This window comes from Pseudomyxococcus flavus, assembly GCF_050038885.1.
Lineage (GTDB): Bacteria > Myxococcota > Myxococcia > Myxococcales > Myxococcaceae > Myxococcus > Myxococcus flavus.
The window spans coordinates 7,028,313-7,052,032 of sequence record NZ_CP143624.1 but is presented as its reverse complement, the minus strand read 5'-3'; the positions used below and the strand labels follow the sequence as shown (position 1 = coordinate 7,052,032).

The 23,720-nt window shown below is 70.1% G+C and carries 16 protein-coding genes (1 of these 16 only partly in view); 11 read left to right on the top strand and 5 right to left on the bottom strand.

Annotation, left to right across the window (positions count from 1 at the left end; all coding sequences use genetic code 11):
- Nucleotides 1–268: 268 nt before the first annotated feature.
- From VZL07_RS29370 to VZL07_RS29355, 4 genes are all read left to right on the top strand, one after another.
- Nucleotides 269–1,888 carry a PAS domain-containing sensor histidine kinase gene (locus tag VZL07_RS29370; RefSeq protein WP_426751181.1) on the top strand — a complete coding sequence of 540 codons (1,620 nt, stop codon included), beginning with the start codon at nt 269–271 and terminating at the stop codon, nt 1,886–1,888.
- A gap of 83 nt (nt 1,889–1,971) precedes the next feature.
- The gene (locus VZL07_RS29365) at nt 1,972–3,786 is read left to right on the top strand and encodes an NUDIX hydrolase (RefSeq protein WP_426751180.1); all 1,815 of its coding nucleotides are present in this window, start codon (nt 1,972–1,974) and stop codon (nt 3,784–3,786) included.
- A gap of 154 nt (nt 3,787–3,940) precedes the next feature.
- On the top strand, nt 3,941–4,828 hold the full coding sequence (locus VZL07_RS29360; protein WP_426751179.1) for an ATP-grasp domain-containing protein: 888 nt from the start codon (nt 3,941–3,943) through the stop codon (nt 4,826–4,828).
- Between the two features lie 228 nt (nt 4,829–5,056).
- Nucleotides 5,057–5,752 carry a hypothetical protein gene (locus VZL07_RS29355; RefSeq protein ID WP_426751178.1) on the top strand — a complete coding sequence of 232 codons (696 nt, stop codon included), beginning with the start codon at nt 5,057–5,059 and terminating at the stop codon, nt 5,750–5,752.
- Nucleotides 5,753–5,772: 20 nt separating this feature from the next.
- Here the strand turns inward: VZL07_RS29355 and VZL07_RS29350 are convergent, their stop codons facing one another.
- Together VZL07_RS29350 and VZL07_RS29345 are read right to left on the bottom strand one after the other, a co-directional pair.
- Complete coding sequence (locus tag VZL07_RS29350) at nt 5,773–7,107, bottom strand: replication-associated recombination protein A (RefSeq protein ID WP_426751177.1); 1,335 nt, start codon at nt 7,105–7,107, stop codon at nt 5,773–5,775.
- Nucleotides 7,108–7,140: 33 nt separating this feature from the next.
- Entirely contained in the window at nt 7,141–7,767 is a 627-nt protein-coding gene (locus tag VZL07_RS29345) for a YigZ family protein (protein ID WP_426751176.1), read from the bottom strand.
- 131 nt (nt 7,768–7,898) lie between these two features.
- Here VZL07_RS29345 and VZL07_RS29340 point away from each other — a divergent pair, with 131 nt between their 5' ends.
- Nucleotides 7,899–9,350 (top strand): alpha-amylase family glycosyl hydrolase, encoded by a 1,452-nt coding sequence (locus tag VZL07_RS29340; RefSeq protein ID WP_426751175.1) that lies wholly within the window; start codon nt 7,899–7,901, stop codon nt 9,348–9,350.
- Between the two features lie 349 nt (nt 9,351–9,699).
- On the opposite strand, the gene VZL07_RS29335 is transcribed toward VZL07_RS29340, so the two are convergent.
- Together VZL07_RS29335 and VZL07_RS29330 are read right to left on the bottom strand one after the other, a co-directional pair.
- On the bottom strand, nt 9,700–11,133 hold the full coding sequence (locus VZL07_RS29335; RefSeq protein WP_426751174.1) for an aldehyde dehydrogenase family protein: 1,434 nt from the start codon (nt 11,131–11,133) through the stop codon (nt 9,700–9,702).
- A 36-nt stretch (nt 11,134–11,169) separates the two neighbouring features.
- Nucleotides 11,170–12,807, bottom strand: a complete 1,638-nt coding sequence (locus VZL07_RS29330) for an acetolactate synthase large subunit (RefSeq protein WP_426751173.1) — start codon at nt 12,805–12,807, stop codon at nt 11,170–11,172.
- A 106-nt stretch (nt 12,808–12,913) separates the two neighbouring features.
- On the opposite strand from VZL07_RS29330, the gene VZL07_RS29325 reads away from it, so the two are divergent.
- Nucleotides 12,914–13,798: a LysR substrate-binding domain-containing protein gene (locus VZL07_RS29325; RefSeq protein ID WP_426757401.1), complete on the top strand. Its 885-nt coding sequence runs from the start codon at nt 12,914–12,916 to the stop codon at nt 13,796–13,798.
- Nucleotides 13,799–13,844: 46 nt separating this feature from the next.
- Here VZL07_RS29325 and VZL07_RS29320 read toward each other — a convergent pair whose 3' ends face one another.
- A complete protein-coding gene (locus VZL07_RS29320; protein WP_426751172.1) occupies nt 13,845–14,810 on the bottom strand; it encodes a glycosyltransferase family 2 protein in 966 nt (321 codons plus the stop codon).
- A gap of 62 nt (nt 14,811–14,872) precedes the next feature.
- On the opposite strand from VZL07_RS29320, the gene VZL07_RS29315 reads away from it, so the two are divergent.
- The 5 genes from VZL07_RS29315 to VZL07_RS29295 form a co-directional block, all read left to right on the top strand.
- Nucleotides 14,873–16,201 carry a glycosyltransferase gene (locus VZL07_RS29315; RefSeq protein ID WP_426751171.1) on the top strand — a complete coding sequence of 443 codons (1,329 nt, stop codon included), beginning with the start codon at nt 14,873–14,875 and terminating at the stop codon, nt 16,199–16,201.
- Complete coding sequence (locus tag VZL07_RS29310) at nt 16,198–17,613, top strand: glycosyltransferase (RefSeq protein ID WP_426751169.1); 1,416 nt, start codon at nt 16,198–16,200, stop codon at nt 17,611–17,613. The genes VZL07_RS29315 and VZL07_RS29310 overlap by 4 nt, the downstream gene beginning before the upstream one ends.
- A 314-nt stretch (nt 17,614–17,927) precedes the next feature.
- Nucleotides 17,928–19,097, top strand: a complete 1,170-nt coding sequence (locus VZL07_RS29305) for a glycosyltransferase (protein WP_426751167.1) — start codon at nt 17,928–17,930, stop codon at nt 19,095–19,097.
- On the top strand, nt 19,094–20,365 hold the full coding sequence (gene ectB, locus VZL07_RS29300; RefSeq protein WP_426751165.1) for a diaminobutyrate--2-oxoglutarate transaminase: 1,272 nt from the start codon (nt 19,094–19,096) through the stop codon (nt 20,363–20,365). The genes VZL07_RS29305 and ectB overlap by 4 nt, the downstream gene beginning before the upstream one ends.
- A 211-nt stretch (nt 20,366–20,576) precedes the next feature.
- Nucleotides 20,577–23,720, top strand: the 5' end (the start) of a protein-coding gene (locus VZL07_RS29295) for a non-ribosomal peptide synthase/polyketide synthase (protein ID WP_426751164.1). 22,248 nt of this gene lie beyond the right edge of the window; only the first 3,144 of its 25,392 coding nucleotides appear in the window; the start codon lies at nt 20,577–20,579; its stop codon lies beyond the right edge, outside the window.

Below are 23,720 nucleotides of genomic sequence, written 5' to 3'. Positions count from 1 at the left end.
GATCGGGGCGTCACAGACGTCATACAGAGGGCCACGCAGCTGCGGCGGTAGCTGGTGGCGTGTCCGGAGAGGGCTCGGGCATCTGGCCACGGTCCCACCTCCCAGGTCTTCATGCCAGCGAGCCTGGCGGTCAGGTGGGTGGCACCGCAGAACGTGCGATTCCCGACCCGAAAGGCGCGAACGCCAACACCCCACTAGAGCAAGATTCCAGGTCCGCGTAGACCTGGGGCGTCCGCTGTAATCGCCAGGGACGAGCAATCCGATATTCATGACCATGCCATCCACCAAGAAGGCGCATCCAGGGCAGCAGATGGCACCGGCACCCGAGGTGCCATCCCCCCCGGCTGCCGTCTCGCCAGACGCGGCGCCCGTGGAGCCACAGCAGCGCGTCCCCAGCGCGACGGAGTCGCGCGTCGCCATCGAGCAGAAAGCGCACCTCCTCATCGGCAGCGTGAAGGACTACGCCATCTTCATGCTCGACCCACAGGGCCGGGTCGAGACCTGGAACGCGGGCGCCGAGCGCATCAAGGGCTACTCCGCCGAGGAGATCATCGGGCAGCACATCTCCCGCTTCTACACGCCGGAGGACCGCGCCGCGGGCAGGCCCGCCCGCCTGCTGGCCGAGGCCGAGCAGGTGGGCCGGGTCGAGGAGGAGAACTGGCGCGTCCGCAAGGACGGCACCCGCTTCTGGGCGGACGTCATCATCTCCGCGGTGCGTGACGCGCAGGGCGTCCTGCGCGGCTTCGCCAAGGTGACGCGGGACCTCACCGAGCGGAAGCTCGCCGAGGACGCGCTTCGTGCAAGCGAAGAGCGCTTCCGCCTCCTCATCGGCAGCGTGAAGGACTACGCCATCTTCATGCTCGACCCACAGGGCCGGGTCGAGACCTGGAACGCGGGCGTCGAGCGCATCAAGGGCTACTCCGCCGAGGAGATCATCGGGCAGCACATCTCCCGCTTCTACACGCCGGAGGACCGCGCCGCGGGCAGGCCCGCCCGCCTGCTGGCCGAGGCCGAGCAGGTGGGCCGGGTCGAGGAGGAGAACTGGCGCGTCCGCAAGGACGGCACCCGCTTCTGGGCGGACGTCATCATCTCCGCGGTGCGTGACGCGCAGGGCGTCCTGCGCGGCTTCGCCAAGGTGACGCGGGACCTCACTGAGCGGAAGCTCGCCGAGGAGGAGCGGCTGCGGCTGGCCCAGGCCCGGGAAGCCCTCCGGCTGCGTGACGAGTTCCTCTCCATCGCCTCGCACGAATTGAAGACGCCCATCACCGCCCTGCACCTCCACCTGCAAAGCATGCGTCGGGGGACGCTGGAGCCCAAGGTGGCCGCCAGCCTGGAGCGGGCAACCCGCAGCACCGAGCGGCTCACCTCGCTGGTGGAGTCCCTGCTGGACGTGGCGCGCCTGTCCACCGGCCGCCTGGCGGTGTCGCCGGAGCGGATGGACCTGACCCAGGCCGTGGGCGACGTCATCGAGCGGCACCTGTCCATCGCCACGAACGCGGGCTGCGAGCTGTCCGCGCAGCTCGAGCCAGGTGTGGTCGGCACGTGGGATCCGCTGCGCGTGGAGCAGGCGGTGGCGAACCTGCTGGCCAACGCCTTCAAGTACGCAGCGGGAACGCCCGTGCGCGTCACCCTGACGCGCGAGGGCGGGGATGCCCTGCTGGAGGTCGCCGACGGAGGGCCCGGGATTCCTCCCCAGGCCCTCTCGCGCATCTTCGACCGCTTCGAGCGCGCCATCACCGACAACAACTACAGTGGCCTCGGGCTGGGGCTCTATGTCACGCGCGAGCTCGTCGAGGCCCACGGTGGCCGAGTCACCGCCAGGAACCTGCCGGACCGGGGCGCGGCCTTCACGATTCGCCTTCCGCTCGAGCAGAACCGCGGCGCCTAGCGTCCCCGAGCCGCTTCGGCATGCCGGAGCCCTCGGTCGCTTCCGTGGGGAATAGGCCCACCTTCGTGGCAGTCTTGCGCGCCATGAGAATCCCCCACGCGCTATCCCTGGGCGCCGCCGCCCTCCTCGCGCTGTCGGCCCAGGCCGCCGCCCCCCACCGACCTGCTCCCTCCCTCCCCGCGGGCTACTGGCCCGAGGAGAAGGTGGCGGAAATCCTCGCCAAGACGCAGGAGGTGCGCCTGGCGCCGGACCTCTCGCGACTCACGCCCGACGAGCAGGCCGCGGTGAAGGACCTGCTGGAGGCGGGCGCCATCTTCCAGGGGCTCTACGAATCCTCGCGCCACCACCAGGCGCTCTCGGCCCACACGAAGCTGCAGGCGCTGGACAAGAAGCTGGGCAGCCCCAAGCGCACGCAGGACCTGCTCACGCTGTACCGCCTCTACCAGGGCCCCATCGCCAGCACGCTCACCAACGCGCGTGAGGCCTTCCTGCCGGTGGACCCGCAGGTGGCCGCCCGCAATGTCTACCCGGTGGACGTCACGCGCGCGGAGGTCGACGCCTTCCTGGAGGCCCACCCCGGCGAGCGCGAGAGGCTGCTGAACGAGAAGACGGTGGTGCGCCGCGCCACGGCGGCCAACCTGCGCCAGGACGTGAAGGTCCTCCAGACGTACCCGGTGCTGGACACGCTGCACCCGGGCCTGCGCGAGTCGCTGCAGGCCCGGGCGAAGAAGCCTGACGCCAAGGTGCTCTACGCGGTGCCCTACGCGGTGGCCTACGGGCCGGAGCTGGTGAAGGCCTATGGCCTGGTGATGCGCGCGGCGGAGCGACTGGCGCCGGGCGACGCGGAGCTGGCGCGCTACCTGCGCAACCGCGCGAGGGACTTGCTCAGCAACGACTACGAGAGCGGCGACGCGGCCTGGGTGACGGGGCGCTTCCAGAAGCTCAACGTGCAGCTCGGCGCCTACGAGACGTATGACGACGCGCTCTACGGCGTGAAGGCCTTCCACAGCCTGTCGGTGCTGCTGCGCAACGAGCCGGCCACGCAGGAGCTGCGCAAGCGCCTGGGCGGCCTCCAGGCCGTGGAGGACGCCCTCCCCTACACCGCGAAGAAGCGCGTGCGCGAGGACATCCCCGTGGGTGTGTACGAGGTCGTCGCGGACTTCGGTCAGTCCCGGGGCACCAACACCGCGAGCATCCTCCCCAATGACCCGCTCGCCGCGCGCCGCTATGGCCGCACCATCCTGCTGCGGGAGAACATCATGCGGAACCCGGACCTCTTCGCGTCCGACGAGCGCATCTGGCGCGCCGCGGTGGTGGATGCCCACGCCCGCGAGCTGGTCCCCGAAGGCAACTTCCAGCGCACGCTGTGGCACGAGGTGGGGCACTACCTGGGCCCGGACCGGGACCAGAAGGGGCGCTCGCTGGACGTGGCGCTCGAGGACTACGCCGGCGCCATGGAGGAGATGAAGGCGGACCTGGTGAGCCTCTTCTCGCTGCACGACTTCCACAAGAAGGGCACGCTCGACGCCGCCGGCCTGCGCGCGGTGCAGGCCTCCGGCATCCGCCGCACGCTCCAGAACGTGCGCCCGCGTGACGACCAGCCCTACCAGCGCATGCAGCTGGTGCAGTTCAACTGGTTCCTGGAGCACGGCCTCATCCAGGCGGACCCGCAGACGGCGCGCCTGCGCATCCACTACGACAGGTACCCGGCCGTCGTGACGTCGCTGCTGGAGCAGGTGCTCGCGCTCCAGCACCGGGGCGACAAGGCCGCCACCGCCGCGTTCTTCCAGCGCTGGAGCGCCTGGACGCCCGAGCTGCACGAGAAGCTCGCCGCCCGCATCCGCGAGGCGCAGGGGGCCCGCTACCGGCTGGTCCGCTACGGCGCGCTGGGGGACTGACTCCCGGCCCGGCCGGCTCCCGTGTAGCAGACGCGGGAGCCGGAACGAAGCCCCCGGAACGAAGCGTTCCACTGGGAAGTCTCGTGTCAGGGCCAGCGCATGGCGGCGTCGGAGGTGCCCCCACTCACCGCCACCCCTGATGCGAGGCTTCTGGATGCCAGGTTCCCGACGTCCGTCTCTTGCGCGCGCCATCCTCTTCGGCCGGAATCCGTCCCAGGACGACCCCTTCGACGTGGAGGCCGACGCGGCCGAAGCGCTGGGCGTCGACACCTACCAGGCGGACCTCGGCGCCCTGCTCTCGGGCAACGCCGAGCACGCGCTCGCCACCCTTCCCGAGCGCGGCCGGCTGCGGCTCCTCTACCGCGGCTGGATGCTGACGGAGGAGGAGTACACCGCGCTGGACGAAGCGGTGTCCGCCCGCGGGCACCGGCTGGCCACCACACCGGAGCAGTACGCGGCGGCGCTCTACCTCCCCAACTGGTACCCGCGCCTGGCGCGCTATACCGCCCGCAGCGTATGGACGGAGGGCACGGACGCGGCGGAGGCATGGCATGCGGCCCAGGCGCTCGGCCCACAGCCCTGGCTGGTGAAGGACCATGTGAAGTCGGCCAAGGAGCGCTGGGACGAAGCGTGCTTCATCCCCGCCGGCACCACGCAGGCGCGCTTCGAGCAGATCTGCGCCAACCTCGTCGACGAGCGCGCGGACCGCTTCGAGCGGGGGCTCGTCGTCCGCAAGTTCCTCCCCTTCAAGACGTACGGCCGGACGCCCGCGGGCCCGGCCCATCTCGAGTACCGCCTCTTCTTCGGAAGCGGCCGACTCCTCGCCGCCGAGCCGTACCACGAGTTCGACGTCGACGTGCCGGACTTCACCGGCTTCGAGCCGCTCGCCCGCCGCATCGACTCGCCCTTCCTCACCCTGGACGTGGCCATGCTCCAGGAGGGTGGATGGGCCGTGGTGGAGGTGAACGACGGCGGCGTCTCCGGCCTGCCGCCAGGCCTGGACCCTCGCACGCTCTTCGAGGCGCTGCTGGACATCCGCTAACGCCACCCGCGCCCGTTGCCCCTCATGGGCGCCAGAGGTTCCGCCGGGAGCGATGCGCACGTGGCAGCGCCGGACAGGGGGAAGAGCGCCGGCGCCCCCTCGCGCCGCCGCGTGGGGCGCCTTGCCCTACGAGCAGGGGCCTGTGACGCGACGAGCGGTGCGCCGCTGCTTTCACCCTCCCCGGCGTGCGCACAGCTTCGGACAAGACCCTCAGACTGGGAGGAAGCCATGGCGCAGCCAGGCGGGCGTCGCATGTACCTCGGGGTGGCCGGCACGGCCCTGTTGATGCTGGGGGGCTGTGCCTCCCATCGCTCCAGCGCGGAGGTGGACAAGGAGTGGGTGGCGCGCGTTCCTCCCGGCCAGCTGGGAGACGTGCGCCAGGCCCAGCTCACGGAAGAGAAAGCCCGCGAGCAGCTCACCCGCGCGCGGGTGGCCACGCAGGATGCCGAGCAGGCGCTGGAGGTCGCCCGCCGGAACGAGGCAGCCGCGAGGGACCGCCAGGCAGTGGGCGAGCTGGCGCTGGAGGCGGCGGAGGAGACGGGGGACACCGCGGCCATCGAGCAGGCACGGACCACCGCCTGTAACGCCCAGCACGCGCTCACCCTGGCCCAGGCCGAGACGGCCTGGCGCGACGACGCGGTGAAGACGTTGAAGTCCCTGGAGGTCATGCGCCAGCGAGAGCTGGACGTGGCCGGCGCCCAGCTCGAGCAAGCCGAATTCAAAGCGGTGAGCGCCAACGAGGACGTCCGGGCCGAGGACATGTCCGCGGGTGACTTCTCCAGCGCGGTCGCCGAGGCCCGCCGCAAGGCGGCCGAGCAACAGCACGAGGTGGACGCGAACCTCCAGCGGGAGAAGCAGGCCCGCGCGAACTATGAGCAGCTGCGGGACCAGGGCTACGGCGGCAGCGGCCTCCCGCAGCCCTGAAGCAGCTCGGGCCGCCCGCGCTACTCGCCGCGGGCCGCCTTGTCCTCACGCCACCAGTGGCTCATGCGCTCGTGAATCTCCGCCTCGTAGCCTTCCTTGCTCGGGCGATAGAAGACGGAGCGCTCCAGCGGGGCGGGCAGGTACGTCTGCCCGGGCACGTAGTGGTCCTTGTGGTTCCAGGGCGTCTGGTAGCCCTTGCCGTGCCCCAGCTCCTTCATCAGCTCCGTGGGCGCGTTGCGGATGTGGAGCGGCGGCTCCGCGTTGGGGTGCTCCTGGAGCGCCGCCATCGCGGCATCCAGGGCCTGATAGGCGCGGTTGCTCTTCTTCGCCGTGGCCAGCAGGACGACAGCGTGCGCCACGCAGATGCGCCCCTCCGGCATGCCCATGGCGTGGAAGGCCTCCTCGCAGTCACGCACGATGCTGATGGCCTCCGGCATCGCCATGCCCACGTCCTCCACGGCAATCACCTTGAGCCGGCGCCACAGCGACGCCACGTCCCCTGTCTGGAGCAGCTTCGCCGCCCAGAAGACGGCGCCCTGGACGTTGGAGCCCCGGCACGACTTCTGGAGCGCGCTCAGCAAGTCGTAGTGCTGGTCGCCATCCTTGTCGTGGCGGGACAGGCTGGTGCCCACCGCCTCGCGGGCCGTCTCGGGCGTAATCTCCGCGCCATCCGCCGTGAGGCTGGCGGCGAGCTCCAGCGCGCCCAGCGCCTTGCGCACGTCCCCCACGCCGCCCTTGGCCAGGAGCGTGAGCGCCTCCTCGCCCACCGTCAGGTTGCGAGTCCCCAGCCCACGCTTCGTGTCGGCGAGCGCCCGCGTCAGCGCCGTCTGGATGTCCGCGACGGTGAGCTCCTTGAGCTGGAACACGCGGCACCGGCTGACGAGCGCGGGGCGGACCTCGAAGCTGACGTTCTCCGTGGTGGCGCCCAGGAGGACGAAGAGGCCGCTCTCCACGTGGGGCAGCGCCTGCTCCTGCACGTTCTTCGCCCAGCGGTGGATTTCGTCCACGAAGAGGACGGTGCGCCGGCTGTACTGGTTGCGCAGGCGCTCGGCCTCGGCCACCACCTCGCGGATGCGGGGGATGCCGTCCGACACCGCGGAGAGGATGACGAACTCCGCGTCCACGCTGGAGGCCATCATCCGCGCCAGCGTCGTCTTCCCCACGCCCGGCGGCCCCCAGAAAAGAGAGGACACGATGGCCTTGCGCTCGATGAGCTGGCGCAGCGGGCGCCCCGGGCCCAGCAGGTGGGACTGGCCGATGAACTCGTCAGGTGTACGGGGCCGCATCCGCTCCGCCAGGGGCGCGAAGCGATTCACGTCGACGGAGGCGGAGAAGAGGTCGGGTCCAGCGCTCATCGGGCCGAAGGCTCCCCCCTCCGGGGTCCAGGGTCAATCCTCCGAATCGAGCGGCTCGACGAGCACCTGTCCCAGTGTCAGGTCGTTCAACGCCGTCCGCAGCGCCTCCACCTGGGTAACGGGCAGCTCCAGCCGATAGCCCACGGTGGCCGAGTACTCCTCTGACAGCACCTTCACCTCGTAGGACGGCAGGAGGCGGCGCAGACCATCGACGTGCGTGTACTCCACCTCGACGGCCAGTCGCGCCTTGCGCACACGCTCGGTGGTGGGGAGGCTCTCGAGCGCCTGCTGGACGCCCGCGGTATAGGCCCGGACCAGCCCGCCCTTCCCGAGCAGCGTCCCGCCGAAGTAGCGGGTGACGACCATGGCCACGTCGCCCACGCCGCCGTGGAGCAGCGCGGTGAGCATGGGCCTGCCGGCCGTCCCATGGGGCTCACCGTCATCGCTCATGCCCACCTGGGCGGTGGAGCCCGGCGGCCCGACGACGAAGGCCCAGCAGTTGTGGGTGGCGTCGGCGAACTCCTCGCGCACGCGGGCGATGAAGGCCTTCGCCTCCTCCACGGTGGGCGTATGGGCGGCCGTGGTGATGAAGCGGCTCTTCTGGATGTCCTGCTCCACCCGGTGGAGTCCGGCGGGGATGGGATAGCGCTTCTCGTCCATGGGTGCGGTGCCTGGCCCAGTGTCTCATATCGCCAGCAGCCGTCCCGCCGCCACCCATCGACGCGGCGGAAGAATCCGGAGGCGGCGCCGCGTTCCGGGCCCATGGCCGACACCCGGCCCCCGACGCTCCCATGCTCAACGCCTTCTCCCGCCGCCTGGCCGCCATCCTCTCGCTGAGCCTCCTCTCCCTCGCGGGCTTGCCCGCTGAAGCCGCTGTCCGGAACGCCGCCACGACCGAAGCGAGTGCCGCGGCCCCGACCTGTGGCCCCGTGAAGGACCCGGACTGGATGGAGGGCGCCGTCGTCTACGGCGTCGTTCCTCCGCTCTTCGGCGAGCAGCCCTTCCAGGCCGTCACCGCCCGCCTGGACTACCTGCGCGAGCTGGGCGTCGACGTGCTCTGGCTGTCCCCGGTGAACAAGACGACCGACCCGGGGGACTTCGGCTACGCCGTCACCGACTACTTCGACGTGCGCCCCGACTACGGGACGAAGGCCGACTTCAAGGAACTGGTCGACCAGGCCCACGCGCGCGGCATGAAGGTGATGATGGACTTCGTCCCCAACCACACCTCGAACGCGCATCCCTACTTCCAGGACGTGCTCTCGAAGGGGAAGCAGTCGCCGTACTTCGGCTACTACGACCGCGACGCCCAGGGGCAGCCGACGCACTACTTCGACTGGAAGCACCTGCCGAACCTCAACTACGACAACCCGGACGTGGTGGCGATGGTGCAGCGGGCCTTCCAGTACTGGGTCCGCGAGTTCGACGTGGACGGCTTCCGCGTGGACGTGGCCTGGGGTGTGAAGGAGCGCCAGCCCGGCTTCTGGTGTGACCTGTCCACCGCCCTGCGGAAGGAGAAGCCGGACGTGTACCTGCTCGCGGAGGCGAGCGCGCATGACCCCTACTTCGTGAGCAACGGCTTCAACGCGGCCTACGACTGGAGCGCCTCGCTGGGGCACTGGGCCTGGGAGCACGTCTTCGAGGACCGCCAGAAGGTGGCGCCGAGGCTGTACGCGGCCCTGAAGGGCGGGCAGACGCCCGTGGACCGCGTGGCCCGCTTCCTCAACAACAACGACACGGCGAAGCGCTTCATCGGCCGCTACGGCCCCGGCGCGACGCGCGTGGCCGCCGCGCTGCTGCTCACCCTGCCTGGCGTTCCCATCGTCTACACGGGCGATGAGGTCGGCGCCGAGTACGAGCCGTACCAGGAGCCGCCGCCGCTCGCGTGGGACGCGGACCCGCATGGCCTCCGGGAGCACTACCGGCGGCTCATCGCCCTGCGCGACGAGCACCCGGCGCTCGCCGCCGGCGCGTGGCTGCCCGTCCCCGTGAAGGGCAACCCGTCCGCCCTCGCCTACCTGCGCCACCAGGTCGGAGCAAGCGAGCCCGTGCTCGTCGTCCTGAACTTCGGGCCGGCCGCGACGCTGCGGCTGTCCCTCCCCGAGGCCTACGCGAACCTGTCCAATCAGGTCGCCCTGAGGGACCTGCTGACCGAGAAGAACGTCACCGTCCGCTCGAACGGGAAGCGACTCGAGGTCGCCATGCCCGCCTCGGGCGCGGTGCTGCTCACGCCCCGAAGCTGAGCGCTGCCGGGTGCCGGCCTCGGGCGTCCTGCCGCTCACGGCGCGAGGCCAGGCTCCGCCGGGTGCCGGCCTCGGACGCGCTGCTGCTCACGACGCGGCGTTGAGCGCTGCCTGGGAAGTCTTCCGCCGCGGGAGTGGTTTCAACCTTACGAAGCAGCGCTCCGAAGAAGGCTGCACGTAAGGTCGTCACCGAGACATGCACTCGACGTGGCGCCCTCGGCCCCGCGGACTCCGTGGGGTCATTGGCCCGTCGACTCACGCTCACTGTAGTGGGTGCATGCCCCTTCGCACGCGACTGCTTCGTCCCTTTCCGAGGGGAGCGTCCCACCCGGACGCTCCCCTTTCTTCTTCAGGCCTGGCGCAGCACCAGCAATCGGGGCTCCGTCATGTCCTCGATGGCGTACTTCACGCCCTCGCGCCCCAGGCCCGAGCTCTTCACGCCGCCATAGGGCATGGTGTCGACGCGGAAGCTCGGCACGTCGCCCACGACGACGCCGCCCACCTCCAGTTCGTCCCAGGCCTTCATCGCCCGCGACAGGTCCTGCGTGAAGACACCTGCCTGGAGCCCGAAGCGCCCGCGGTTCACCGCGTGCAGCGCCTCGTCGAAGTCCTCGAAGGGCTGGAGCAGGACGACAGGCCCGAACGCCTCCTCCGTGCTCAGCAGCGCGTCGGCGGGGACACCCTCCAGCACCGTGGCGTCGAGCACCGGCCCGCGACGGCCACCTCCGGCCAGCACCCGCGCCCCGCGCTGAACGGCGTCTTGAATCCACCCCTCCAGCCGCCGCGCGGCGGGCTCGTCGATCATGGGCCCCAGCGTGGTGGCCTCGTCCGAGGGATTGCCCGGCCGGAGCGCCTTCGCCCGCGCCACGAGCTTCTCCCGGAGCACGTCGTACAACGACGCATGCACCAGCACGCGCTGCACCGAGATGCAGCTCTGCCCGGCCTGGAAGAAGGCCCCGTGCGCCACCCGGTCCGCGATGACGTCCAGCGGCGCGCCGGGCGACGCATCCACCACGCACGCGGCGTTGCCGCCCAGCTCCAGCACCACCTTCTTGCGCCCGGCCCGGGCCTTCAGCTCCCACCCCACCTTCTCCGAGCCGGTGAATGACAGCAGCTTCAGCCGGTCGTCCTCGATGAGCGGGCCGATGTCTTCGAGCGCCACGGGCAGCACCGAGAACGCCCCCTCGGGCAGGTCCGTCTCCGCGAGCACCTCCGCCATGATGAGCGCGCTGACCGGCGTGCGGTCCGAGGGCTTGAGGATGAACGGGCAGCCCGCGGCGATGGCCGGTGCCACCTTGTGCGCCACCAGGTTGAGCGGGAAGTTGAACGGGGTGATGAACGAGCACGGCCCCACGGGCACGCGCTGCGTGAAGCCCCGGTAGCCAGCGGCGCGCGGCGACACCTCCAGGTTCAGCACCTCGCCCCCGCCGCGCACGGCCTCCTCGGCGGCGGCCTTGAAGGTGTCGATGAGCCGCGCTACCTCTCCTCGCGCGTCCCGCAGCGGCTTGCCCGCCTCGATGCTGAGCGCCAGCGCCAGCTCCTCAGCGCGCTCCCTGAAGCGGCGCACGCAGTGCTCGAGCACCGCCTGCCGCGCGTACGGCGCCAGCTTCCGCATGGGCCCGGCCGCTCGCACGGCGGCGGCGATGGCCTCCTCCACGGCGGCGGCGTCCGCGACCGCGACGTGCGTCACGACCTCGCCCGAGTACTTGTGGGTGACTGGCAGCGCCGCGTTGGGCTGCCGCGGCCGGTTGGCCAGGTAGTACGGATAACGTTCAGCCAGCATGGTGTTCCTTCCTTTCTCGCGTCCTGTCGAGCCCGCTCAGAGCGCGGCGAGCTCCTCCGCGCCCGCGCCGAGCGCCCGTGCGTTGTCCGAGTAGTCGATGGGCACGTCGATGACATGGACGCCGCCCGACGACAGGCAGCGTGTCAGCGTGGCGCCGAACTCGGTCGCGCTCGTGGGCCGGTGGCCATGGGCCCCATACGCCTCCGCGTAGCGGACGAAGTCCGGGTTCCCCAGCGCCATGCCGAAGTCCGGCAGGCCCATCTCCCCCTGCTTCCAGCGAATCATCCCGTAGCCGTCGTCGCGCACGACAATCACCGTCAGGTCCAGCCCCAGGCGGACCGCGGTCTCCAACTCCTGCGAGTTCATCATGAACCCACCGTCGCCGCAGACGGCCACCACCTTGCGCCGAGGGTGCACCAGCTTCGCCGCGATGGCCGACGGCAGCCCCGCGCCCATCGTCGCCAGCGCGTTGTCGAGCAGCAGCGTGTTGGGCCGACGGGTGCGGTAGTAGCGGGCGAACCACAGCTTGTACATGCCGTTGTCCAGGCACACGACGCCGTCGTCCGGCAGCGCGCGCCGCACCTCGGCGACGAGCCGCGCCGGGTAGATGGGGAAGCGGTCGTCATCGCCGCCGCGCGCCAGCTGCGCCTCCAGCCCCGCGCGGAACTTCTCGAAGGGCGTGAAGTCCCAGTGCGCCCGCGGGCCCACCCCTTCGCCGATGCGCCACACCGCGTTCGCGATGTCGCCCGTCACCTCCAGCTGCGGGAAGTACACCGGGTCCACGGCCGCCGAGGAGAAGTTGAGGTGGACCACCGTGCGCCGGCTGTCTCGCATGAAGAACGGCGGCTTCTCGATGACGTCGTGCCCCACGTTGATGATGCAGTCCGAGGCCTCGATGGCGCGGTGGACGAAGTCGCCCTCCGACAGCGCCGCCGTCCCCATCCACAAGGGATGCGACTCGTCCACCACGCCCTTTCCCATCTGCGTGCTGAAGAAGGGGATGCCGGTCCGGTCCACGAAGACGCGGAGCATCTCCGAGGTGAGCTTGCGGTTGGCGCCCGCGCCAATCATGAGCAGGGGCCTGCGGGCCGAGGCAATCGCCTCGACGGCCAGCGCGACAGACGCCTCGTCCGCCACCGGGCGCCGCTGCGCGCTGGGCGCCAGCAGCGTGGCGTCGGTCGTCTCGCGGGCCACGTCCTCCGGCAGCTCCAGGTGCGTCGCCCCGGGCCGCTCCTCCTCGGCGCGGCGGAACGCCTCGCGCACGGCCGACGGGACATGCTCCGCCGACACGAGCGTCCGCGTCAGCTTGGTCAGCGGACGCATCATCCCCACCACGTCCACAATCTGGAAGTGCCCCTGCTTGCCGGCCTTGATGGGCTTCTGCCCCGTGACCATCACCATGGGCATGGCGCCGAGCTGCGCATACGCGGCGGCCGTGACGAGGTTCGTCGCCCCGGGCCCCAGCGTCGACAGGACGACGCCCGCCTTGCCCGTCAGCCGCCCGTACGTGGCCGCCATGAAGCCCGCGGCCTGCTCGTGCCGGGTGAGGACCAGCCGCATGCCCGCGGTCCGCATGGCCTCGAGGACGTCCAGGTTCTCCTCTCCAGGAAGCCCGAAGACGCTGCGCACGCCCTCGGCCTCCAGCGCTTTGATGAACAGGTCCGCCGCCTTCATGGTGTCTCCTCCGCGCCTTCCGCGATGGCAAACACTTACGCGCGGCCCATGATTGGTACATTCGTTTGTTCCCATCGCCTTGATAGGCATGGCCTATGATGGAGCCATGGAGCTGCGCCACCTCCGCTACTTCTCCGCCGTCGCGGACACCCTTCACTTCGGGCGGGCCGCGAAGCGCGTCCACGTCTCCCAACCCACGCTGTCCCAGCAGATTCGCCAGCTCGAGGACGAGCTCGGCGCGCCGCTCTTCGAGCGTGCCCGCAGCGGCGTGCGCCTGACCCAGGCGGGTGAGCTGTTCCGCACCTACGCCTCGCGGGCCCTGGAGGACGTGGACGCTGGCAAGGTGGCCGTGGGCGCGCTGCGTGGCCTCACCACGGGCGCCCTGCGCGTGGGCTACCCACCCAGCATGCGGGGCGTCGTGCTTCCGGCGCTCGCCACCGTGCTGAGCAAGCATCCCGGGCTGGTGCTGAGCGCGGAGGAGGCCGTCGTGCGGCGCGTGGAGCGACGGCTGGCGGACGGGCGGCTCGACGTGGGGCTGGGCTACGCGCCAGCGCGCTCACCGGACCTGGAGGCGGAGCCCGTCTTCGACAGCAAGCTGGCGCTCGTGGTGGCCCGGGGGCATCCGCTGGCGAAGGCGGACACCGTGGGCGCCCGGCCCCTGGCCCAGGAGCCCTTCGCCCTGCTCTCGCGAGGCCTTCGCGCACGGGCGCGGGTGGACGCCTACTTCGCCGCCATCCGCATCGCGCCGCATGTGGCGCTCGAATCCAACGCGGTGGCCACGGTGCTCGCCATCGTGCGCGCCGGGCTGGCGGTGACGGTGCTCCCGGAGCCCCAACTGGCGGACGCCGCGGGGCTGGTGGTGAAGCGGCTTTCCCCCACGCCCCGCGCGGAGCTGGCCGCGCTGCTGTGGCGCAAGGGCGCGCCACGCACGCCGGCCGCGGAGCTGTTCGCGGCCGAGGTCCGCGGAGCAAGGCGCACCAAGGGCCGCTGACGCCCGGCCGCCCTCCCTGACGAGCAAAGCCCCGGTGAAGGGAGAGTCAGGCGAACACGGAACCGGACAACCATGCCATGGACAGCAACAGGAGCGCGGCGGGCAGGACACGCTCCGCGACCATGCCCAGATAACGCGTCCACCGCGCCGGATTCTTCACGGCGAGCGACATGCACTCGCGCCAGCGGCCTTCGCACAGCGGAACGCGAAACCGTGCATCGTCCAGCTCATCCTGCTTCCGGTGGCGGTAGCCTTCCAGCGCGGACACCACCGCGCCATGCGCGCCGGCATCCAGGGTGCGAATCAACGCGTCCGCCATTCCCACGATGCCCGTGAGACACCTGATGGGGTCCGCGACGAGCGAGCCGGGCCGCGCTCGGTAGAAATAGAGCGCCTCGTGTGACACGACCATCCGGGCAGAGGCCAACAAACAGCGCAGCAGCAGCTCGAAATCCTCTCCAGCCCGCGCCTCCGGATTGTATCGGATGCCCGTTGCGTCCAGGAACGCCTTGCGGATGAGCGGCTTCAGGATGCCATAGTCATCCGTCGCCATCTTCACCGCCGACACGTCGAACGGCTGCTGGATGCGTCCCAGGCTGCGGGCCCGGACCGTGAACAATGTCGACCAGGGCTCTGCCTCGGCGGCGTTCACCAGTAGCAGGTCGTCACAGACGATGTCCGCGCGCTGCGCCTCGGCGAGCGACAACAGCCGCTCCAGCCGGTCCGGCTTCCACCAGTCATCCGCGTCGAGCACGGCGACCCAGGCCCCCTGCGCCAGCCCGATGGCAGTATTCCTGCTCTGCGACGGCCCCTGGTTCGCCGTGTTGAGATGGACATGCACCCGAGGGTCCCGATAGCGTCTGACCACCTCCACCGTGCGGTCGGTCGAACAGTCATCCACCACGATGACCTCCACCTGCGGCAGGGTCTGCGCGAGCGCTGAGTCAATCGCCGCGCCGATGTATTGCTCCACGTTGTGCACAGGAATGATGACCGAGACGGAAGGCTTCATCGTTTTCGAGCCCCCAAGCTTTCACCCCGCTTCGCCCTTCCCGCCTGATAGCCTTCCACAACATGGCTCGAATCGTCTTCCTTCCACTTCCGGAAGCCGGACACATTCATGCAACCTTTGGTCTCGCCAAGCAGCTCGCGGCCCGGGGGCATGACATTGGCTACATGGCGCCGCCGGACGCCGAGCCCCTCTTGCATGGCCGTGCGTGGCCCTTCACGCCCATCCTGGAAGACGTGTTGCCCAAGGGCTACCAGGCCCGGTTGCACACCCGGCTCGCCGACCCGGCGCTGACGGCTCGCGAGCACCGCGAAGTCTCGAAGGAGTTCATCCGGCGCCGGGGTCTTCGCAACACGGAGGTCCTCTTCGGCGCCACCTTCGAGTCCCAACTTCGAGACAGCCGCGCGGACCTGCTGCTGGTGGATGCGACCTTCACCCTGCCGGTGCTCGCGGCGCACAAGGTCGGCATTCCCGCGTTCCAGCTATGCACCAACCTGGCCTTGAACCGAGACGTGGCGGTTCCCCCGCTGACATCCCACCACATCCCCACGGGCAGCCTGGCCTCCAACCTCCGCATCCGCTTTGCCTGGCAATGGCTGTATCTGCTCACGTTCATGCCAGGCGGCGAGCACATGCGCGCCCCCGTCCGGGCCTTCTACCGCCGGTATCCGGACGCGGTGCCGGGTGACTTCCACGCGCACCTCCAGATTGGCCCCCACCTGAGGGTCCCGACGCTGGTGACGTGCACCCCCGGCTTCGACTTCCGCCGGGCCACCAGCGACCACCACTACCTGGGCCCCTGTGTCGACCGGGAGCGCAGCGAGCCGCCCCTCCCCGCCGAGCTCGCCGATGACGACGCGCCCCTCATCCTCTGTTCGCTCGGGAGTCATGGCGATCGGGTGCGCAGATTCCACGCCTTCTTCCAGGCCGTCATCGACGCCGTCGCCCGGAGGCCCCGGTGGCGGCTGCTCATGGCGGTGGGCGGCCAGGTGGCGACGGATGCCTTCGGCCCCCTGCCTCCCAATGTCACCGTCATGGAGCGCGTGCCTCAGCTGACCGCGCTCAAGCGCGCCTCGGTGATGATTACGCACGGCGGGCTCAACAGCATCAAGGAATGCATCTGCCTGGGCGTGCCCATGATTGCCTATCCCCTGGTGTTCGATCAGCCCGGCAACGCGGCGCGCATCGCCCACCACGGCCTGGGGCTCCGAGGCAACATCGAGAAGCCCTCCGCGGAGCGGATCGGGGCGCAGCTCGACGAGGTCCTGGGCAATCCCTCCTACCGGACCCGCGTCCAGGCGCTCCAGCGAGACTTCCTGGACGCGGATGACGCCGGCCGCGGCGCCGAAACCATCGAGCGGTTGCTCCACATCCGAAAGCGAGCTGCAACATGACCCGACGCGCAACCCTGCTGATGGAGGCGGCGCCCTATGCCAACGCCTCCGGCTATATCAACGCGCTCCTCGCCAATGAGCTCTCCCGCCTGGGCTACACGTGCGAGTCGTTCCACCAGCAGCACCCCGTGCCGGGAAACGTCGTCACGCCCCTGGCCACGGCCGACCGCATCCGCCGCTTGCGCGGCTCCCCCACGGCGGACCTGGCCATCTATTGTGACAGGGCACTCGCCATGCGACTGCCCCACCCGGAGCAGGCCCGGAAGACGCTGGTCTTGTTTCATGGCCTCATGGGGTCGCCAGCGACCTGGCTGGAATCCCCTGCCATCAACGGGCACTGGGTCATTTCTCAATATATGGAGGATGCGCTCACGTCCCTGCTGGCGCTGCCGGACTGGCGAGAGCGCCGCACCCTGCATCCCCATGCATTCCAGACGGTGTCCCGGCTCGTGCCACCGCTGCCGTGTGTCGACGAGGCCGGAGGACATCCAGAGCTGAAGGGGGCCGAGCTCCCGGACGGCTTGCGAGCCGCCCTGGAGGGTCGGGATGTCATTGGCCACGCCATCCAACCCCGTAAGCCGGATTGGGGCGCGGTCTCCGCCATCATGCTCAACCTCAACGCGCTGGCCGTCGAGCATGGCCAGCAGCAGCGCTTCCGCCTGGTCATCGATGAGGAGGACTTCGGCCTGCTGAAACAGGCCTTCGTCCGGGGTGACCCGGCCGCCCAGGTCGCACAGATGGGACTGGACGCCCTGGGCCTCACCCTGGAGGACATGCTCATCCCCACGGAGAAGCTCAGCCAGCCGGCGCTGTTCCACCTCTTCCGCGCGGCGCGCTTCGGCCTTGCCTACAACGGCTTTCCAGAGCCCTTCGGCTTCTACGTCCTCGAGTCGGTGTTCAACGGCTGCCCCGTCTACACCAATGGCAGCGGAAACAATCGCTTCGCCCTGCCGCCCGGCCACGGCATCCACGTCCAGGAGACCGCCGACATGCATCGCGGTGACGTGGGAGCGTACGCGGAGGTCGCCGCACGCATCCTCGCCGACGTGGACGCACCGGCGAGCACCCGCGAGGCGTGCCAACGCGGCCGTGAATACATTCAACGCACCTTCACCCACAGTGCGTTCGCCCATTCCGTTGAAACCTGCCTCGCGCGTCTCGAAGCGGCGTCACCTGCGCCGGTCGCCTTCGACAACCTGGAGGTCGCGATGGGGCCGCTGGTGCGAGTCATCAGCGAGGATGGCTTCGTCGTCTCCGACTTCGAGCACGCCAGCCTGACGACAGACGAGCTCCAGCTGCTCCGACAGGTTCGTGGCGTTCGAGCGCACGAGCTGCGTCACATTGGCGATACTGGCTTGTTACAAGGCCTGTTCTCCAAAGGCGTGCTGACACTGCGGCCCCCGCCCCTGTGACAATTTGAGTTACATGTCTTCTCAAGCACCGAGAATGCATATTTAGCCAGCTTTGCAGACTGGACAACATTCCCTTGACCTTCAGTTGTCCGCTGCTTCTACAATGATGAAGGCTCATGGCGACCTTTGTCATTTCTCCCGTGGATGATCATGGTCATGTCAATCCGACGCTTCGGATTGCCAGATCGCTCCATGCGAGAGGGCATCGGGTCGTCTACTGTGGTCTGCCTGACCTGGAGGACTTCGTCAGGCCCGAAGGGTTCGAGTTCATCCCCGTTTTGGAGAGCCTTTTCCCCAAGGGCTTTCAGGCGGAGATGCTCACACGGTCGAAGCAGGTGCGAGGACTGGCCTTGCTTCGCTTCGCACGAGAGGTGCAACGCCTGGAGGACCGCTTCTACACAGCGGTGCTCGACGGAGCCTTCGACGTCCCTTTCAAGAAGCTGAGACCGGATCTGGTGCTCTGTGATGTCTTGCTTCCGGAGCCGCCACTGGCGGCCCATGGACATCAGGTCCCCTGCCTGCTGCTCAATACGACGCTGCCGCTGCGGCAGGAGCGGGGACAGCCGCCGCTGACCTCGCCGCTGGTGCCCGACGGCGGTGTCGTTTCACGCGTGAAGACACGGCTGGCCTGGCTGCGTGCCACCTACCGCCAGCGGTTGGGCCTGTGGTTCCGCACGCGCACGGTGCGCCATCTGCTGCGGCTCGCGCGCCACTATGGCTTTCCCCGGGAGCGGCTCGACTTCGATGGCATCGCGCTCAAGCCCTGGGGGCCGGAGCTGGTGCTCTGCCCGCGCGAGTTCGCCGAGCTGGGCGCACCCATGCAGGCGCCGCGCGGCGAGTATCTCTTCGCCGGTCCCTCGGTGGACCTGGAGCGCCAGGAGCCGGAGTTTCCCTGGGAGCGACTGCGTGAGGGCCGGCCGCTGGTGGTGGCCTACCTGGGCACCATGCCGTACCAGACGCAGCTGGACGCGAAGCTCTTTCGCGCCGTGAGCGACGCGGCGGCGCTCCGGCCGGACTGGCAGTTCGTGCTCGGCGTGGGCCGCAAGCTGGACCCGGCGGACTTCGACGGCGCCACGCCCAACGTCATCGCCGTGCGCCGCGCGCCCGTCATCGCGCTGCTGCGGCGGGCCGCGGCGATGATTACCCACGGCGGCTTCAACAGCGTGAAGGAGTGCATCAGCCTGGAAGTCCCCATGGTGGTCGTTCCCATCCAGTACGACCAGCCCGGCATCTCCGCGCGCGTCGTGCACCATGGGCTCGGCGTCCGGAAGGCGCCCGAGCGGCTGACGCCCAGGTCCTTGCTGTGGCTGCTGGATGAGGTCATCCAGGCGCCCCGCTACCGGCAGAACCTCCGCTCGTTCCGCGCACGCTTCGAGGCGGCGGAGCAGCAGCGGCCCGCGGCAGACGTCATCGAAGGTTTCCTGAATCGCACCCCGCGTCCTCGCACGGCGAGGCCCGCGCTTGCCCTCTCGGACCACCCATGAGCCCCGACCTGTCTCCCCCTGGAGAGCCCTCCACCGCCGTCTTCGAGCAGCGTGAGTCGAACGTCCGGCTTTACTGCCGGTCGTTTCCGACCATCTTCTCGCGAGCAAAGGGCTCCACGCTGTTCGACGTCCAGGGCAAGCGCTACCTGGACTTCTTCTCCGGCGCGGGCGCGCTGAACTACGGCCACAACCCGGACGCCATCAAGCGCAAGCTCCTGGAGTACCTGGAGTCGGACGGCATCATCCACGCGCTGGACTCGTACACGTCCGCCAAGCACGCGTTCCTCACGGCCTTCGAGACGACCATCCTTTCGCCGCGGGGGCTCGACTACAAAGTCCAGTTCTGCGGTCCCACGGGGACCAACGCCGTGGAGGCGGCCCTCAAGCTGGCGCGCAAGGTGACGAAGCGCACGGGCGTCTTCTCCTTCTCGGGCGCCTACCACGGCATGTCGCTGGGCAGCAGCGCGGTGACGGCCAGCCGGGGGGTCCGCGCCGCCGCGGGCGTACCGCTGGCGAACACCACCTTCATCCCCTACCCCGTCGGCCCCAAGGGCCCCTTCGACTCGCTGGCCTACATGGAGCGCCTGCTGGAGGACCCCTGCTCCGGCGTGGACGTGCCCGCGGCCGTCATCTTCGAGAGCGTGCAGATGGACGGCGGCATCTACGTGGCCAGCCCGGACTGGCTGCAAGGGCTGCACAAGCTGACGCAGAAGCACAGCATCCTGCTCATCTGCGACGACATCCAGGCGGGCTGCGGTCGCTCCGGGCGCTTCTTCTCGTTCGAGCGCGGCGGCATCGCGCCCGACCTGGTGACGCTCTCCAAGTCCATTGGCGGCTATGGCTTCCCCATGTCGCTGCTGTTGATGAAGCCGGAGCTGGACCAGTGGCGTCCGGGCGAGCACACCGGCACGTTCCGCGGCAACCAGCTCGCCTTCGTGGCCGCCACGGCCGCGCTGGACTACTGGGCGAAGGACGACTTCACGCGGGCGCTGGAGCACAAGTCACAGCGCATGGCGGACCTGGCGAGGCAGGCGGCGCCGGGCCTGGAGGTCCGTGGCCTGGGCATGGCTTACGGCATCGAGCTGTCCGAGCACGGTGGCTACGAGCGGGGCAAGCGTGTGCAGGAGCTGTGCTTCCAGCGCGGCCTCATCCTGGAGCTCTGCGGCCGTGACGACACCGTCATCAAGCTGATGCCCCCGCTCACCACCTCGCTCGAGGAGCTGGCCGAGGGCATCTCCGTCCTGGCTGGCGCGCTCAAAGATGCCTAGTTCCGCCGTGACGTGTTGTTGACGCGGCCACGCGCGCCGTAGCCGTGGGAGGCGCTGACGTTCCGTCAGCCCCCGCCAGGCCCGCGGCGCGCTCCGTGTATCGCCATTCGACGGCGCCAGCCCCGCGCGGGCAGGCGCCTACCTGAGCCACGGGCGCCCAGGCCCGTGGCGTCAGCTCCATTCTCGCCGCAGTTCCCTTTGGAAGGCTCCCATGGCTCCGGTCCCTCCCAGCGATGCAACCGCCATCCCCACGCTGATCGACCTGCTCCAGTCGCGAAGCGCGACGCGAGGTGAGGACGAGCTCTTCCGGTTCCTCGACGACGACACGCCCCAGCCCATCTCCTTCGCGGAGCTGGACCGTCGCAGCCGGGCCGTGGGTGCGCTGCTGCAGCAGCAGGCCACCGTGGGCCAGCGCGCCATGCTCCTGTACCCGCCGGGGCTCGACTACATCGCGGGCTTCTTCGGGTGCCTCTACGGCGGCACGATTGCCGTCCCCGCCTACCCGCCGGACCCGACGCGCCTGGAGCGCACGCTGCCGCGGCTGATGGCCATCGTGCACGACTCGCAGGCCACGGTGGTGCTCACCACGTCCTTCATCCTCTCCATGGCCGAGGGCCTCTTCGAGATGGCCCCGGAGCTCGCGAAGCTCCGCTGGATTGCCACGGATGACATGCCCGCGGGCATCGAGGCGGACTGGCGCCGGCCAGCCGTGGATTCCGAGTCGCTGGCCTTCCTCCAGTACACCTCCGGCTCCACCGGCACGCCCAAGGGCGTCATGCTCAGCCACGCCAACCTGCTGCACAACGTGGAGGCGGCCAAGCAGAAGATGGGCGGGCGCGGCGCGGGGGACAGCCAGACGCGCTTCGCCTTCTGGCTGCCGCCGTACCACGACATGGGGCTCATCGGCGGCATCCTGACGCCCCTCTACTGGAACACCGTCGAGTCGGCGGTGATGATGTCGCCGTTCACCTTCCTCAAGCGCCCCATGCGCTGGCTGGAGGCCATCTCCGAGTACCGGGTGACGCTGTCGGGGGCGCCCAACTTCGCCTTCGACCTCTGCGTCCGGAAGAGCACCCCGGAGCAGCGCCAGGCGCTGGACCTGCGCTCGTGGGAAGTGGCCTTCAGCGGCGCGGAGCCCATCCGCGCCGAGACGCTGGACCGCTTCGCCGAGGCCTTCGCGTGCTCGGGCTTCCGTCCGGAGGCCTTCTACCCCTGCTACGGCCTGGCGGAGAACACGCTCATCGCCGCCGGTGGACACCGCGAGGAGAAGCCCATCGAGCGCCTGGTGGAGACCGAGGCGCTGGAGCTGGGCCGCGCCGTCCTCGCCGACGCGGACCATCCCCGGGCGCGCCGACTCATCAGCTCCGGCCGCACGCTCAACGACCAGGTGCTGCGCATCGTCAATCCCGACACGTGCCTGCCCTGCCCGGACGGCACGGTGGGCGAGATCTGGATCCAGAGCCCCAGCGTCGCCAAGGGCTACTGGCAGCGGCCCGAGGAGAGCCAGCGCACCTTCCAGGCCCATATCGCGGGCACGGGGGAAGGCCCCTTCCTGCGCACCGGTGACCTGGGCTTCGTCCTGGACCGCGAGCTGTTCATCTCCGCGCGGCTCAAGGACCTCATCATCCTGCACGGCCGCAACCACTACCCGCAGGACCTGGAGAGCACCGCCGAGCGGAGCCACCGGGCCCTGCGGCCGGGTTGCAACGCGGCGTTCGCCGTGGAGCAGGAAGGCCAGGAGCGGCTGGTCATCGTGCAGGAGCTCGACACGCGCCAGCCCTTCGACGCGGAGGAAATCTCCCAGGCCGTCCGGAGCGCGGTGGCGGACCGCCACTCCGTGCAGCTCCACACGCTGGCGCTCATTCCCTCCGGCAGCATCCACAAGACGACCAGCGGCAAGATTCAGCGCCGCGCCACCAAGGCCGCCTTCCTGGAGGGCAAGCTGGAGCTGGTGCACCTGTGGCGCGCGGAGGGGCCGAGCACCACGCCCGCCCCTGCGCCCGCGCAGGCCGCGACGCCTCCCCCGGCGCCGCGCGTCTCCAGCCACTCCGCCCGGCAGGTCGAGGGATGGATTCAGGACGCGCTCGGGCGGGCCATGAACGTGCCCGCCTCCAGCCTGGACGTGAGCACCCCGTTCGCTCAGTACGGGGTGGACTCCGTGGCCGGCGTGCAGCTCGTGGGCGAGCTGGAGGAGAAGCTGGGACGCAAGCTGCCGCCCACGCTGGTCTGGGACTTCCCCACCATCGCGGCGCTGGCGCAGCACCTGGCCGGTGAGGACGCGGCCCCCGCGCCCGCGCCGTCCACCGCCAGGGGTGTGGAGGAGGAAGAGCCCATCGCCATCATCGGCATGGGCTGCCGGTTCCCCCAGGCCGACGGCCCCCAGGCCTACTGGCGGCTGCTCACCGAGGGGCGCGACGCCATCCGCGAGGTGCCCGCGGACCGCTGGGACATCGCCGAGTACTACGACCCGGACCCCACGGCGCCGGGGAAGATGACCACGCGCTGGGGCGGCTTCCTGGACCAGTTGGACCGCTTCGACCGGGGCTTCTTCGGCCTGTCGCCCCGCGAGGCCTCGCGCATGGACCCGCAGCAGCGCCTGCTGCTGGAGGTGGCCTGGGAGGCGCTGGAGGACGCGGGCCTTCCGCCCGAGCAGCTCGCGGGCACGCGCACGGGCGTGTTCATCGGCATCGCCACCAGCGACTACGGCTCCATGCAGCTCACGGCCAAGGGGCTCGCGGATGCCTACGCGGGCACGGGCAGCGCCCTCAGCATCGCCGCCAACCGCCTGTCCTACCTGCTGGACCTGCGCGGGCCGAGCCTGGCCGTGGACACGGCGTGCTCGTCGTCCCTGGTCGCCACCCACCTGGCGTGCCGCAGCCTGCGCTCCGGCGAGTCCTCGGTGGCCATCGCCGGCGGCGTCAACGTGCTGCTGTCCCCCGCGCTCACGGTCAACTTCAGCAAGGCCGGCTTCATGGCGCCGGACGGGCGCTGCAAGGCGTTTGACGCCAGCGCCAATGGCTACGTCCGGGGCGAGGGCGCGGGCATCATCATCCTCAAGCCGCTGTCGCGCGCCCTGGCGGACGGCAACACCATCCACGCCGTCATCCGCGGCAGCGCGGTGAACCAGGACGGCCGCTCCAACGGCCTCACCGCGCCCAACCGGTTCGCTCAGGAGGCCGTGCTGCGCGCCGCCTACCAGGACGCGGGCGTGGCGCCGTCGCAAATCCAGTACGTGGAGGCCCACGGCACCGGCACGTCGCTGGGCGACCCCATCGAGGCCCAGGCCCTGGGCGCGGTGCTCGCCGAGGGGCGCGCTTCCGACGCACCGTGCGCCATCGGCTCGGTGAAGAGCAAC

Bases quoted from the DNA above. Each gene is read 5' to 3' on its own strand.
- VZL07_RS29370 (WP_426751181.1), top strand. From the start codon at position 269: ATGACCATGCCATCCACCAAGAAGGCGCATCCAGGGCAGCAGATGGCA.
- VZL07_RS29365 (WP_426751180.1), top strand. From the start codon at position 1,972: ATGAGAATCCCCCACGCGCTATCCCTGGGCGCCGCCGCCCTCCTCGCG.
- VZL07_RS29360 (WP_426751179.1), top strand. From the start codon at position 3,941: ATGCCAGGTTCCCGACGTCCGTCTCTTGCGCGCGCCATCCTCTTCGGC.
- VZL07_RS29355 (WP_426751178.1), top strand. From the start codon at position 5,057: ATGGCGCAGCCAGGCGGGCGTCGCATGTACCTCGGGGTGGCCGGCACG.
- VZL07_RS29350 (WP_426751177.1), bottom strand. From the start codon at position 7,107: ATGAGCGCTGGACCCGACCTCTTCTCCGCCTCCGTCGACGTGAATCGC.
- VZL07_RS29345 (WP_426751176.1), bottom strand. From the start codon at position 7,767: ATGGACGAGAAGCGCTATCCCATCCCCGCCGGACTCCACCGGGTGGAG.
- VZL07_RS29340 (WP_426751175.1), top strand. From the start codon at position 7,899: ATGCTCAACGCCTTCTCCCGCCGCCTGGCCGCCATCCTCTCGCTGAGC.
- VZL07_RS29335 (WP_426751174.1), bottom strand. From the start codon at position 11,133: ATGCTGGCTGAACGTTATCCGTACTACCTGGCCAACCGGCCGCGGCAG.
- VZL07_RS29330 (WP_426751173.1), bottom strand. From the start codon at position 12,807: ATGAAGGCGGCGGACCTGTTCATCAAAGCGCTGGAGGCCGAGGGCGTG.
- VZL07_RS29325 (WP_426757401.1), top strand. From the start codon at position 12,914: ATGGAGCTGCGCCACCTCCGCTACTTCTCCGCCGTCGCGGACACCCTT.
- VZL07_RS29320 (WP_426751172.1), bottom strand. From the start codon at position 14,810: ATGAAGCCTTCCGTCTCGGTCATCATTCCTGTGCACAACGTGGAGCAA.
- VZL07_RS29315 (WP_426751171.1), top strand. From the start codon at position 14,873: ATGGCTCGAATCGTCTTCCTTCCACTTCCGGAAGCCGGACACATTCAT.
- VZL07_RS29310 (WP_426751169.1), top strand. From the start codon at position 16,198: ATGACCCGACGCGCAACCCTGCTGATGGAGGCGGCGCCCTATGCCAAC.
- VZL07_RS29305 (WP_426751167.1), top strand. From the start codon at position 17,928: ATGCTCACACGGTCGAAGCAGGTGCGAGGACTGGCCTTGCTTCGCTTC.
- ectB (WP_426751165.1), top strand. From the start codon at position 19,094: ATGAGCCCCGACCTGTCTCCCCCTGGAGAGCCCTCCACCGCCGTCTTC.